This is a genomic window from Chitinophaga japonensis (assembly GCF_007830125.1).
GTDB lineage: Bacteria > Bacteroidota > Bacteroidia > Chitinophagales > Chitinophagaceae > Chitinophaga > Chitinophaga japonensis.
Genome location: NZ_VLLG01000003.1, coordinates 1,648,307 through 1,661,484, shown reverse-complemented (window position 1 = coordinate 1,661,484; position 13,178 = coordinate 1,648,307). Strand labels below are relative to the sequence as shown.

At 56.1% G+C, this 13,178-nt stretch carries 11 protein-coding genes; 5 read left to right on the top strand and 6 right to left on the bottom strand.

The window, feature by feature from the left end; genetic code table 11:
- Positions 1-68 precede the first annotated feature (68 nt).
- From LX66_RS15745 to LX66_RS15725, 5 genes are all read left to right on the top strand, one after another.
- Complete coding sequence (locus LX66_RS15745; protein ID WP_158642652.1) at positions 69-1,394, top strand: TolC family protein; 1,326 nt, start codon at positions 69-71, stop codon at positions 1,392-1,394.
- Positions 1,395-1,450: 56 nt separating this feature from the next.
- Positions 1,451-2,536, top strand: coding sequence for an efflux RND transporter periplasmic adaptor subunit (locus LX66_RS15740; RefSeq protein WP_145715145.1), 1,086 nt, complete (start codon positions 1,451-1,453; stop codon positions 2,534-2,536).
- 92 nt (positions 2,537-2,628) lie between these two features.
- Positions 2,629-5,658 (top strand): efflux RND transporter permease subunit, encoded by a 3,030-nt coding sequence (locus tag LX66_RS15735; protein WP_145715144.1) that lies wholly within the window; start codon positions 2,629-2,631, stop codon positions 5,656-5,658.
- A 23-nt stretch (positions 5,659-5,681) separates the two neighbouring features.
- Positions 5,682-6,935, top strand: coding sequence for a YdcF family protein (locus tag LX66_RS15730; RefSeq protein WP_145715143.1), 1,254 nt, complete (start codon positions 5,682-5,684; stop codon positions 6,933-6,935).
- 124 nt (positions 6,936-7,059) lie between these two features.
- Positions 7,060-7,653 (top strand): porin family protein, encoded by a 594-nt coding sequence (locus tag LX66_RS15725; RefSeq protein ID WP_145715142.1) that lies wholly within the window; start codon positions 7,060-7,062, stop codon positions 7,651-7,653.
- Positions 7,654-7,674: 21 nt separating this feature from the next.
- On the opposite strand, the gene LX66_RS15720 is transcribed toward LX66_RS15725, so the two are convergent.
- The 6 genes from LX66_RS15720 to LX66_RS15695 form a co-directional block, all read right to left on the bottom strand.
- Positions 7,675-9,057: a putative oxidoreductase C-terminal domain-containing protein gene (locus LX66_RS15720; protein ID WP_145715141.1), complete on the bottom strand. Its 1,383-nt coding sequence runs from the start codon at positions 9,055-9,057 to the stop codon at positions 7,675-7,677.
- A gap of 26 nt (positions 9,058-9,083) precedes the next feature.
- On the bottom strand, positions 9,084-10,484 hold the full coding sequence (locus LX66_RS15715) for a Gfo/Idh/MocA family protein (protein ID WP_145715140.1): 1,401 nt from the start codon (positions 10,482-10,484) through the stop codon (positions 9,084-9,086).
- Positions 10,485-10,503: 19 nt separating this feature from the next.
- Positions 10,504-11,319, bottom strand: coding sequence for a ThuA domain-containing protein (locus tag LX66_RS15710; RefSeq protein WP_145715139.1), 816 nt, complete (start codon positions 11,317-11,319; stop codon positions 10,504-10,506).
- Between the two features lie 37 nt (positions 11,320-11,356).
- A complete protein-coding gene (locus tag LX66_RS15705; RefSeq protein ID WP_145715138.1) occupies positions 11,357-11,875 on the bottom strand; it encodes a molybdopterin-dependent oxidoreductase in 519 nt (172 codons plus the stop codon).
- Positions 11,876-11,974: 99 nt separating this feature from the next.
- Complete coding sequence (locus LX66_RS15700; protein ID WP_145715137.1) at positions 11,975-12,340, bottom strand: winged helix-turn-helix domain-containing protein; 366 nt, start codon at positions 12,338-12,340, stop codon at positions 11,975-11,977.
- Positions 12,341-12,518: 178 nt separating this feature from the next.
- On the bottom strand, positions 12,519-13,178 hold the full coding sequence (locus tag LX66_RS15695) for a response regulator transcription factor (RefSeq protein ID WP_145715135.1): 660 nt from the start codon (positions 13,176-13,178) through the stop codon (positions 12,519-12,521).

The following is a 13,178-nucleotide window of genomic DNA, read 5'->3' as shown; positions in this document are numbered from 1 at the left end:
TGCCCGTAAACTAAACAGTGTTCATTATGTCAACGAAGGTTAATAACTTATTTACATTCATATTAATAATGCTGATTATCAGCGCCGCCACACCGGCCACTGCCCAGACCGGCGCGCTGGAGCAATACATCGGGGAAGCGTTTGCCCGCAACCAGGCATTGCAGCAAAGAACCTTCCGGTTGGAAAAAGCCATGTACGCCCTGCAGGAAGCACGGGGCCTTTTCCTGCCACAGGTAAGCCTCATGGGCACCTACACGCGCACCAGCGGCGGACGCACCATTGATGTACCGATCGGCGACCTGATGAACCCTGTGTATGCCACGCTGAACCAATTGACCAACAGTGACAAGTTCACGCCCGTCAGCAACCAGTCTTTCCTGCTGAACCCGGACAATTTCTACGACGCCAAAGTGCGCACCTCCCTCCCGCTCATCAATACGGAAATATGGTATGCGCAGAAAATACGCCGGGAAGACATCAGCCGGCAGCAGGCAGCCGTAAACGTGTACAAACGACAGTTGGTGAAGGACGTTAAAACCGCCTACTACCAGTACTTCCAGGCGGTGCGTGCAGTGGACATCTACAATAACGCGCTGCTGCTGGTGCGGGAGAACATCCGCGTGAACCAGAGCATGCTGCGCAACGGGATACGCAACAGCACCTCCCTGACCCGCGCACAAACGGAGGAGCAACGCACGCTGGCCGCCATTACCGCGGCCAGGAACGACCAGCAGAACGCCCGCTCCTACTTCAATTTCCTGCTGAACCGCCCGCTCACAGACAGCATCCTGGCGGACAGCGCAGCGCTGGCCGTGGTGCAAACCGCCCCGGCAGACACGCTATCAGGTATCAGCGGCCGCGAAGAGCTGGTGCAACTGGAAAAAACCAAACAAATGGCGCTGCTGCAGGAAAAGCTGCAACGGTCCGCCTTTATTCCCAAGCTGAGCACTTTCCTCGACCTGGGATCACAAGCCTACAACTGGGACTTCAACGATAAATCACGCTACTACCTCTGGGGCCTGAACCTGCAGTGGGACATCTTTTCCGGCGGCCAGCGGCGCAGCCGCGCCCGGCAGGCAGCCACCGATGCGGCCACCGCCCAGGCAGCTTACGATGAAACGGAACAGGCGCTGAAACTGGAGCTCGACAGGGCGGATAATAATTACCAGACCGCGCACAGCAACTATCACAGCGCGCAAACACAACTGCAACTGGCGGAAAAATACTACCGCGACCAATTGAAGGTGTACAAGGAAGGACAGCTCCTGTACATAGAGCTGCTGGACGCCCAGCAACAGCTCACCAATGCAAGGCTGGAGCTGCTGCAGGCTTATGCGCAGGTACAGGTAGCACAGGCGGAGATAGAAAGAGCGGAAGCGGGTTACCCGTTATAATGTGCTGATGTACCGCAATGATTGTTAATTATTAATTATTAATTATTAATTCAAAGATGAAACCGATCTATGCAATATTGCTGCTGGCCGCCGGTACGGCGGCGCTGCAGGCCTGCGGCAGCCACTCTGCTGCTTCCGAAATACCGCAACATACGGCCATCCCGGTGCAGTTGCAGCCACTGGACGCGGAAGCAAGAGACATCACCATACCCGTATCCGGGCAATTCACTACAGATGATGAAGTATTGCTGTCCTTTAAAACAGACGGCATCATACAGCGCATACTGGTGAAGGAAGGCGACGCCATCCGCCGGGGACAGACCGTAGCCATCCTGGACCCCACTGAAATAGACGCCCAGGTAAAACAGGCGCAACTGTCCTATGAAAAGGCGCAGCGCGATCACCAGCGCACCAATAACCTATATAAGGACAGCGTGGCCACCCTGGAGCAACTGCAGAATGCCCAAACTGCACTGGACATAGCCCGGCAACAATTGCGCACCGCGCAGTTCAACCGCAGCCATTCCGTGATCACGGCGCCGCGCAACGGTTATGTGCTGCGTAAGCTGGCCAGTGAGGGGCAGCAGGTAAAATCCGGCGCCGCGGTGATAGAGACCAACGGCGCCCTGTCCGGCAACTGGATGCTGCGCGTGGCGGTGAGCAACAAGGAATGGGCCGCCATCCACCTGCAGGACAGCGCCCGCGTGGAAGTGGAGTCCGTGCCCGGCAAAACCTTCGCGGGCATTGTTTCCCGCCGGGCCGAAGGCGTGGACCCTGTTACCGGCTCTTTCATGATAGACATCCGTCTGACCGGTAAAAAGCCGGATGCTATTGCCTATGGCATGTTTGGCAAGGCGGTGATACACGCCAGCGGCGCCCCTGCCGCCGGCAACACAGCCGGCCCCTGGGCCATTCCCTACGATGCTTTGCTGGACGGTGATGGCAGCACCGGCTATGTATTTGTTACCAACGACAAACGCACCGCGCATAAAATAAAGGTGAGCATTGCCGGCATGGAAAAAGACCAGGTGATCATCAGCAAAGGACTGGAAGGCGCGCGCCAGCTCATTATTTCCGGCAGCGCTTACCTGACGGACAGCAGTAAGATAACCGTAGTGGCAGACACCCTTTCAAAACATTAACGGATGAAACCGAGCATAACAGCCCCTGCTTTTTCACAGGAACATATTCATGCGAGGTTCCATCCGACCCGTAAACAATCAAACATTAACGGATGAAAATATCAGATTACGCAGTAAAGAACTACCAGTTCACCCTGGTGATCTTTATCATGATCATTGTACTGGGCATTACTACGCTGCTGAACATGCCACGATCCGAAGACCCGGAGATGCATGCGCCCTCCTATACCGTGGTGGTGGTATACCCCGGCACCAGTCCTAAAGATATGGAGGAGCTGGTAGTAGACCCGCTGGAAAAAGAGATATACAGCCTGGAGGATATCAAGCGTATCCGCACCACCATGAGCGACGGGCTGGCCGTGCTGCGCGTGGAATACAAGTACAGCAGCAACGTAGACGACAAGTACCAGGAAATTGTACGCACGGTGAACAATAAACGCCGGGATCTGCCGCAGACCAACCTGAGCATCGATATCCAGAAGGTGCAGCCCTCCGACGTGAACATCATGCAGATAGCGCTGATATCCGAGAACGCGCCGCGGGACAAGCTGAAATACTACGCGGAGAAGCTGCAGGACGAGCTGGAGAAGCTGGCCCCGCTGAAGAACGTGGAGATACACGGCCTGCCCGAACAACAGGTACGTATAGAGCTGGAGCTGGAAAAGCTGGCCCAACTGGGACTGCCGGCAGGTAACGTGATCAGCAGCCTGCAGAATGAGACCACCAACATTCCCGGCGGCAGCATTGAAGCCGGGAACCGCACTTTCAATATCAAGACCAGTGGCAACTATCATTCACTGGAAGAGGTAAAGAACACCATCGTATACACGAACAACGGGCGCAATCTTTTCCTGAAGGACATCGCCAAAGTATACTACGGTTACGAGGACGCCACCTACCTCACCCGGCTGAACGGCTACCGTTGCATATTTGTAGCGGCGGCACAGAAAGAAGGTGAGAACATCAGCAAAACGCAGCAACTGTACAAACCGGTGATCGAACAGTTCAAAAAAACGCTGCCGCCCAACATTGACCTGGTGCAGCATTTTGACCAGGCAGACAATGTGAACCGGCGCCTGGGCAGCCTGGGTACGGATTTCCTCATCGCCATACTGCTGGTGGCGGTGACCCTGCTGCCGCTCGGTTTCCGGCCGGCCATGATCGTAATGATCTCCATTCCCCTGTCGCTGGCCATTGGTATTATCCTGCTGCAACTGTTCGGCTACAACCTTAACCAACTGAGCATTGTGGGGCTGGTAGTGGCGCTGGGCCTGCTGGTAGACGACAGCATCGTGGTGGTAGAGAACATTGAGCGCTGGATACTGGAAGGGCACAGCGCCCTGCAGGCCACCTTAAAAGCCACGCAACAGATAGGCATGGCCGTTATAGGCTGTACGATCACGCTCATCATCGCTTTCATGCCGCTGGTGTTCCTCCCGGAAGGCTCCGGGGATTTCATCCGCAGCCTGCCGCTGGCCGTGATCCTCTGCGTGCTGGCCTCCATGCTGGTATCGCTCACCATCATCCCCTTCCTGTCCAGCAAACTGCTGCGCAGCCATACCGGGCACCCGGAGGGCAACATCTTCATGCGGGGCCTGAAACGCGGTATCCACAAGAGCTATGCGCCCCTGCTGGATAAAGCGCTGAAACATCCCGTGCTCACCATCATCGCCACTGTGATCATATTCGGCGCGTCGCTCATGCTGTTTGGCGTAGTGGGCTTCAGCCTGTTCCCCGCTTCAGAGAAGCCGCAGTTCCTGGTCAATATTACCGCGCCCCCGCAGTCCAACCTGCAATATACCAACCAGGTAGCCCGCAGCATAGAGGCGGTGCTGCAAAACGAGCCCGCCGTGAAATACTATGCTACCAATGTAGGCAAGGGCAACCCGCGCATCTACTACAACGTGGTGCAGGAAAACGAGCATACCGATTTTGCAGAGATATTCGTGCAACTGGACGAGCATACCAACCCGGAAGAAAAGCTGGCGCTGATAGAAAAGCTGCGGCAACGCTGGACGCCTTTTCCCGGCGCCAAAGTGGAAGTAAAGAACTTTGAGCAGGGACCGCCCGTAGTGGCGCCGGTGGAAGTGCGCCTGTTCGGCGATAACCTGGACACCCTGCGCGCCCTGGCCGCCCATGTGGAAGGCATGCTGCAACGCACGCCCGGCACCATGTACGTGGACAATCCCGTGAGCCTGCTGAAGAGCGATATCCGCGTAGCCATACACCGGGAAAAAGCGCAACTGCTGGGCATCCCCTCCATCAACATAGACCGTACCGTGCGGCTGGCCGTAGCCGGTTTGAACCTGGGGCAGTATACAGACGATAACGACAATGACTATGATATCCTGCTGACCCGTACCAGGAATGAGCGCCCCACCCTGGACGTGTTCCGCAACCTGTATGTGAACAATACGCAGGGCAAAGCCTATCCCCTGGGACAGGTGGCAGAGCTGAAGCTGGAGGCATCGCCGGTGAACATCAACCACCAGGAGAAAAGGCGCGTGGTATCCGTGAAGGCTTTTGTGCAGAAAGGATTCCTGGTAGACCGGGTGATCAGCGATGTGACCGGGAAGATGGACCAGGTAGCGCTGCCGGCCGGTTACAGCTACGAGATGGGCGGAGAAGTGGAGTCCCGGGAAAACTCCTTCGGCGGGTTTATGAGCATCATCATCGTCACGGTTTTCCTTTTTGTGGCAGTGCTGATACTGGAATTCGGCACCTTCAAAAGCACGCTGATCGTACTGTCTGTTATACCGCTGGGCGTAGTGGGCGCCGCCATCGCGCTATGGATAACGGGCAACTCGCTTTCCTTTGTGGCCATTATCGGCATGATAGCGCTGGCCGGCATCGAGGTAAAGAACACCATCCTGCTGGTGGACTTTACCAACCAGCTACGGCAACAGGGAAAATCGCTGGACGCCGCCATCCGGGAGGCCGGGGAAGTGCGCTTCCTGCCGATCGTGCTGACCTCCCTGACCGCCATTGGCGGCCTGATCCCGATCGCCATATCCAGCAACCCGCTGATCGCGCCGCTGGCCATTGTGCTGATCGGTGGCCTGATCAGCTCCACCCTGCTTTCGCGGGTGGTGACACCGGTGGTTTATAAGCTGATGAAATAGCTATTTTTATTATTTTGGCGCATATGATCCACCGTTTATACTTATGCTGCCTGTTAGGCCTGCTGCCCGTACTGCTGCGGGCGCAAAACCAGCCGTCCTTTGACCCTGCTTACCAGTTTGTGCAAAGCGGCAATTATGTGCAGGACAAGAACTTTTACCTGCTCACGCTGTTTGAGCAGGAGCCTGCGCTGCAACAGGCGCTGGCGCAAAACAGCACGCTGAAAAAATATTATCGCCAGTTCCGGCAACAGGTCCTTGCCATCCCCTCCCATTGCGCCAGCGCCGCCTGCTATGCCTCGGCGCTACTGCTGGATGAAAAGATGGTGGACGCTGTTGCCGGCACACTGGAAAAGCTCTACAGCAGTCAACCCGCATTCCGTGCCGCCCTGCAGCCGCACCTGAAGCCCAGCGGGGCTTTTATGCGCCACGCCTCCCTGCCGGAAGCGGAAATGCTGGCGCAGCGCTGGAAGGAAGAAGCGGAAGGACTGAACTATATACTGAACGCTTATACGCAGAATACCGGTTTCCGTTATCCCAGGATAGACTCTGCTGCCTACTATGTGAAAAGCCCCGCTTACGCGGCGCGTGTAAAAGCCCTGCTGACAGGACAGGAAGCGGCGGAGGCGGACGGCCTGTTCTTTGCGCCTACCCTGCACTTTGCCATGGACCTGCTGGCGCTCAATAAAAAAGACCACGCCGGCAGGCATGAGCCGCTGGCCGCCACCAATGCAGCAGCGTATAAACAGGCGCCCCGCATACCGTGGGAGCGCTTCCCGTATTCCGCCATCCTGGTGCTGGGCGCCGGCCCTGCGGACGATCAGCCGATCAGCCCCGCCTGCAAGGCGCGCTGCCGTACCGGCGCGGTCATTTTCCGCGAAAACAAGGCCCCGTTCATCATCGTGTCCGGCGGGTATGTGCATCCCTTTGGCACCCCCTACAGCGAAGCCATAGAAATGAAAAAGTTCCTGGCCGACAGTTGCGGCATACCGGCCGGCGCCATCATCGTGGAGCCGCATGCCCGGCATACCACCACCAATGTGCGCAATGCCAACCGCATCCTGTACCGTAACGGGTTCCCCATGGATAAAAAAGTACTTTGCACCAGCAGCCCCTCGCACCTGGTATACCTCACCAGCATCTTCTATGAGCAGGTATGCCGCCGTGACCTGGGCTATATACCGCTGAAGGAGCCCCGCAAGCTGAACGATAACCAGGTGGAGTACCTGCCGGTACCGGAAAGCCTGCACGAAGACCCCAGGGACCCGCTGGACCCGTGATCATCCATAAATATCCCCGTATTACCGCTATAATCAGCCGGATCATCTATTAGCCGCTACATGGTAGCAGGGCGATTGCCATATTTGTACCGCTATATATTGACGCATCAATATCAACGTATCTATGACTAACAAACTACTGGCAACCGTTGCGGGTTTGCTGCTGCTGGCCACGGCCGGCCACGGCCAATCCTTTCATTACGGCCTGAAGGCGGACCTGCTTTTTACCAACATTAACGGCAAAGGAATGAGCGGCAGTTTCCGGCCCGGCGTAAATGCAGGCATATTTACCGAATACAGCCTGGGTAAAAAATGGGGACTGCAGCCCGAACTGCTGTTCACGCTGTTTAACAACAAAAGCGAAGATTTCCTGAAATACTATGTCAATTCCGGTAACAGCAGCAGCAACGGGAACATCAACCTGGGCTACCTGAGCATCCCATTGCTGCTGCAGTACAAGATCAATGATGTTTTCAGCGTACATGCCGGGCCGCAATACAGCCTGCTGTTGTATAGCAGCGAAAGCCTGCTGCAGAACAACCGCGATGCTTTCGCCGGCAGCGACCTGGGCGTGGCGGCGGGCCTTACACTGCAGGTATCGCAGGTACGGTTCTACGGCCGTTATGTGATGGGCCTTTCCAATGTAAATGATGTAGACGACCGTTACAAGTGGAATACCAACCAGATCCAGCTCGGGATCGGGATAGCGATCCGTTAGCGCGCGGAATGCTCCACATCATTATTTTTCTACCGCCATTTCCAGGGCTTTGGTAGTGGTATAATACCTGGCCAGCATGCCCGGCACTTCCCATTCCGGCAGGCACCCCTGCTGCAGGTATTGCAGATAGCGCTCCATTACCTGTGCAAAATGCGCTTCATGGCCCACCTTGTATTTAGCAGGGATAACTATTTTCCAGCCTTTTGCGCTTTTTTCCGTTGCCAGGCCGGGGTACTCCCCTGCCAGTTGCTGCAGGGCGGCCTGCAATGCCTGCTCAAAGGCCGGCGTATTATTATCACCCAGCGGCTCCACATACAAGGTAGGCTCATATCCATCTTCTTTTCCCTGGCGGATCACCAGGTGGCTTTTGGTGCCGCGCAGCAGGGAGTAATGCGTATCGCCGCTGCCCTCCGGTGCGGCATAGTTCCACAGCGCGCCTACCTTTACATGCACGCCCTTCAGGGTGTAGCTGGCTTCGCCGTTGGCATGCACATTGAGCACCGTATCTTTTACATAAGGCTGCAGGAATGCCGGGAAGCTGTCCAGTCCCGTGATGGTGGTGAACTGTGACAGGGTAACCGGCGTGGTCCAGCGCGTGGATGACTGCAATTGTATATCCGCCTGGTAATCCAGGGATACGCCGGGAAAGCATTCCCACTGCACCAGGTCTACCAGGTGGGTGCCTACATCCACGATGGCGTCTCCCTGCTGCTGCGGGTCAAAGAACCAGGCCGGCCTTTTGAGGGCTTTGCCGGATACGTATTTATAGAAGTGGTGTACGCTTTCCATCACCACGCCCGGCTGCTGCGCCGTGCCTTTCTCCTGCTCCCCGAACACTTCTTTTATGCGCGACAGCTCGCCCTGCAGGATATTAGTGATCTCCGAGCGCTCCGTCATGATATCATATAACAGCACCTTTTTTGTCGCGGCCTCCCGGAAGGTCTGCTGCAGGAGGTTGAAGTCCTCTGTGCTGATTGCCATCGGCTTGTCCGCCAGCACATGCATCCCGGCAGCTACGGCTTTTCGGATGTATTCGGTCTTGCGCTGGTTATTGCCGGCCATCACCACCACGTTGCCCTGCTTTTCCTCCACCATTTTTTCCAGGAAGTCCGGTCCTTTGTACACTTCTTCCCGCCAGTGCGTGGGCGCTTCGGCGCGGGTGTTGTATTGCTGTATAAAACGTAGCTGCTCCTGCAGCTCCGGGCCATCCGGCGCATATACATGCACTACGGAGTCTATGCCGGGATACATGGATTTCTGCACCAGGGCCGCATGAAAGTGGCCGGGGTCCAGGGTGATCAGCCTGATTTCATCGCCGGCGGCCTGCTTTTCTGCACCGGTATTGCATGCATAATTCATGGTTCCGATCAGGAATAAAGATGTAAAAAGTTTGCTTGTGTTCATTATGATGAATTGTGTTTTTATCAGCATCAGAGCATATAGGGCCAGCGCTGCGGGCGCGACAGCATGGCATTGGCTTCGTCGTCATTTTTAAACCGTTCCCTCACCGGGTCCCAGTACAGCTTGCGCTGCAGCTTCATGGCGGCATGGTTAAGCAGGCAAACGGTACAGGCGCGGTGCCCCACTTCTATGGGCGCAATAGGCGGGCGGCGGGACAGGATGCTCTCCAGCCAGTTGCCATGATGATCTTTGCTTTCCACCAGGTGCACCCCGTCGCCCGGTATCACGGAATCGAGTATACGCGGATCGCTGGCGTCCAGCGCCTTGCTTTGCTTGTCCTTCGCCACCGGGTCGCTGGCGGTAGCGGCATAGTTGCCCCGGGTCACAAATATCCATCCGTCCGAGCCCACAAACTTTACCCCGTTGGGATAATCGTTGCTGGCCAGCACTTTTACGCCATTGGCAAATACCGTTTCCGATTTAAAAGGGCCATGCACGTCCCACAGGGTGCCGGCCGGCGGGAATTCCGCCGTAGCGCTTATTTCCACCGGGCCGGTGTATTCCGTGTCCATGCCCCAGTTCACGATATCAAAATGATGCGCGCCCCAGCCGGTGATCATGCCTGCGCCAAACTGCCCGCAGCGCAGCCAGCCGGGACGGGAAAAGTCCGCCTGCGGGTGCACGCGCTTTTCCGTGTAAGGCACGTAAGGCGTTTCGCCCAGCCATTTTTCATAATCCAGGTTGGCGGGTATTGACATGGGCTGCTCCGCGGTGCTTTCCTTCGGGTCGTCAATGGGCAGGCCCACGTAGATCGTGTGCAGTTTGCCGATACGGCCATTGCGCACCAGCTCGCAGGCTTTTTTGAACTGGGGCATGGAACGCTGCTGGCTGCCTATCTGCAGGATACGGCCGCTGCGGTGCACTTCATCACTTAGCATCCGTCCCTCTGCAATGGTGAGCGAGGCCGGTTTCTGCATGTATACATCCTTACCGGCCCGCACGGCATGAATGGCGGGCAGCACATGCCAGTGGTCCGGCGTGCTGATGATCACGGCGTCAATATCCTTGTTGGCCAGCAATTCCTGGTAGTCTTCATATGCTTTCACGCCGTCATACGGCTTGCCGGCGGCTTTGCTGTAATGGTCATTGACCAGTTGCCTGGCCGCCTGCAGGCGCTTACGGTCCACATCGCATACGGCGATGATGCGCGCATGATCATGTTTCCAGACGCCGGGCATATCATGGCCCCGGGAAATGCGGCCATTGCCGATAGCGCCTACGTTAATGCGGTTGCTGGGAGCGTCTTTGCCTAAAACATGGGCCGGCACAATGGTGGGGAACCCCGATAGTACCAGGGCGCCGGCAGCCCCTTTCACGGAGTTTTTAAGAAAGTCCCTCCTGGAGGAACCCGGGTTATTCAGTTTTTTCATACAGTGTGAATTAAATGTATCAATAGGGCAAGGGATCGCCAGGATGCAGCGCCCTTGCTTTCGTGTAATCAGGTTTATCTTTCTTTTCCAGCACCCATTGCAGGCCGCCGAGAATATGTTTCTGAAAAACGGGATCGGCATATACCTTTCCCTCATGGCCCAGGGCGGTGTACCATTGCCGGCCGCCGTCAAATTCATGGCACCATACGGAGGGAAACACTTTGCCGTAAAAATCCGGCGTCTCCTTGTTATCCTGTATGCCGGAAAGGTCATGCACTACCAGCACATGCAGGTCGGGATTCATTTCTGTTACAAAGTAGCACTCATCTTCGCACCGCCATACTTTGGGCAAAAAGGAGGTGGAAGGATGGGTGGCATCCACAATGATCTCCTTCAGGGGCTGAAAAGGCGGGTGCCTTACAAACGTAGCGCCCATCATCCGTTTGAACCAGGGCCAGCGCCGCTCCGTGCCTACGGCGGAGTGAATACCCACGATACCGCCGCCGGCCTGCACAAAGCGCATCAGCGCCACTTTCTGTGCGTCGGTATTAAAAACGTCGTTATTGGTATTGGCAAAAATGATGGCGTTGTATTGACGGAGGTTCGCATCGGTAAAGTCAGCCGGCGTATCGGATACATCCACCCGGAAACCGTACTGCTGCCCCAGGTGGCGGATACCGGCCACCGCGGCGGGAATGTTCTTGTGCACATAGCCTTTCCCGTTCTTTGTATACACGAGCACACGAACCTTTTTCCAGTTGACCGGCGGACCGGGAAGCGGGCTGGCGGCGCTGCAGACAAAGCACAGCAATATCCAGGCGAGCAGATCTTTCATACGTGGTGCGATTTCCTGAAGGGCAGAAAATACAACATTAATCGGAGGGATGCAAGCGGGGGTAGCCAATCTCCAGTTCCGTCACCTGGAAACAACTGCGCGCCGGCTTTTGCTCTCCCGGCACTACCAGCCGGAAAGGGCCTTTGGCCGCGGGCAGGGGCTGCCCGTCCAGCTCATCGGCCAGAATCACGGTGCGGCTGGTAAAGCTGCTGTCCAGCTCCGCAAGGGAAAACAGTACTTCATAGCCGTCCGCGCATTTCACCAGGAGGTATTTGACCAGGTTTTCTCCACGTAGCTGCGTGCCCGTCGTTACGCCGGCCCGCTCCAGTATGCGTTGTATGGGTACGCCTATATAGGTGTGCGCTTTACCGCCGCGGTCCTGCAGGGTAGCGGTGGTACGGGGCATTTTAGCCAGGTCGGCGGCATAAAGGGTCAGCGGCCGCATTACTTCCCCACTCACCCGGACGGAAGGCGCGGCGGCCTTGTCCTGCGCGGCGGCGCGCATGGCAAACAGGAACAGGAGGACGAGCGGTATACAGGTACGGTAGTATTGCATGGTTATTGGATTTTCGTTATACCCATAAATATATAACGATTGCCGCGGATTTTTCTACAGACCTGTTAGGTTTCCTAAAACCTGACAGGTCTTACCAGCTTACCCGAGCTTAGCGGATTCTTTGTCCAGGAAAGCCTGGAACCTTTCGCGGAGGGAACGGTGATAGCTGATCAACTGACGGGCTTCCTCTGAGATGGTGGAACCGCCGCCCTTTTCGCCGCCGGTGGAGGTGATCACCAGCGGTTGCGCGGCCATAGTGTTGAGGTTGTTAACAATTTCCCAGGCCTTTTTATAGGAAAGCTTCATTTTTTTGGCGGCCTGGTTAATGGAGCCGGTCTGGTCTATCAGCTCCAACAGCTCTACGGGACCGGGACCGAAGAAGCGCTTGCCATTGCTTTCGATCCACAGCTTGCCGTTGACCCGGAAGGCGCCTTCGCCCAGCGCCTGCTTGATTGTTTTTGCCATGCGCTAAAGATAAGGTATATCAGTCATCCCAGGCGCTCCACTGGCGGGAACGGCGGTTGATGCTGGTAATGATCCAGGTAACGAGACCGGCGGCGAACAGGAAAGAGAGGATGATCCAGAACATTGTCATGACGTTTATGAGATCATAAATTTAATACATCCGGGGGAATTATACCGCTCAGATCAGCCCCGCTTCCTGGCAATACGCCAGCACCTCTTCCATGCTGTTCAACTGGAACTTGCGGAGAATGTTCAGGCGGTGCGCTTCTATGGTGCGGATGCTGACATTCAGCGAGTTGGATATTTCCTTGTTGCTCAGGTTATTGCGGATCAGGCGCAGGATCTGCTCTTCGCGCCTGGACAGGGAAATATCTGCGTTCACCGCGGATTTGCCGCCGGAAGTTTTCTGGATGTCCAGGTATTTCTTGACCAGCACGTCGGTCACATCGCCGATAAAATAGAACCGGCCGCTGTATACGGTGCGGATGGCATGCAGGAATATCTTGTTGCTGGTATCCTTGAGAATGTAGCCACTGGCGCCCATTTCCAGCGCCCGGGCCACGTAGTCCGGGTTATCATAGAGGCTGAAAAACAGGATGCGGCTTTGCGGCTGCTGTTTGAGAATGGCTTCACTGGTCTCAATGCCGTTGATGCCGGGCATACGGATGTCCATGATCACTACGTCGGAAGAAAGGGTGGACAGCAGGTGCAGGGCGGTCTCGCCATCGCCGGCCTCCCCTATCACTTCCATGTCCGGCTCGCTGTCTATCAGTTGCTTCAGCCCGTTCCTGAATATTTCATGGTCGTCCACCAGGAAGACCTTCATCTTTGCGTTCAT

Bases quoted from the DNA above. Each gene is read 5' to 3' on its own strand.
- LX66_RS15745 (WP_158642652.1), top strand. From the start codon at position 69: ATGCTGATTATCAGCGCCGCCACACCGGCCACTGCCCAGACCGGCGCG.
- LX66_RS15740 (WP_145715145.1), top strand. From the start codon at position 1,451: ATGAAACCGATCTATGCAATATTGCTGCTGGCCGCCGGTACGGCGGCG.
- LX66_RS15735 (WP_145715144.1), top strand. From the start codon at position 2,629: ATGAAAATATCAGATTACGCAGTAAAGAACTACCAGTTCACCCTGGTG.
- LX66_RS15730 (WP_145715143.1), top strand. From the start codon at position 5,682: ATGATCCACCGTTTATACTTATGCTGCCTGTTAGGCCTGCTGCCCGTA.
- LX66_RS15725 (WP_145715142.1), top strand. From the start codon at position 7,060: ATGACTAACAAACTACTGGCAACCGTTGCGGGTTTGCTGCTGCTGGCC.
- LX66_RS15720 (WP_145715141.1), bottom strand. From the start codon at position 9,057: ATGAACACAAGCAAACTTTTTACATCTTTATTCCTGATCGGAACCATG.
- LX66_RS15715 (WP_145715140.1), bottom strand. From the start codon at position 10,484: ATGAAAAAACTGAATAACCCGGGTTCCTCCAGGAGGGACTTTCTTAAA.
- LX66_RS15710 (WP_145715139.1), bottom strand. From the start codon at position 11,319: ATGAAAGATCTGCTCGCCTGGATATTGCTGTGCTTTGTCTGCAGCGCC.
- LX66_RS15705 (WP_145715138.1), bottom strand. From the start codon at position 11,875: ATGCAATACTACCGTACCTGTATACCGCTCGTCCTCCTGTTCCTGTTT.
- LX66_RS15700 (WP_145715137.1), bottom strand. From the start codon at position 12,340: ATGGCAAAAACAATCAAGCAGGCGCTGGGCGAAGGCGCCTTCCGGGTC.
- LX66_RS15695 (WP_145715135.1), bottom strand. From the start codon at position 13,178: ATGAACGCAAAGATGAAGGTCTTCCTGGTGGACGACCATGAAATATTC.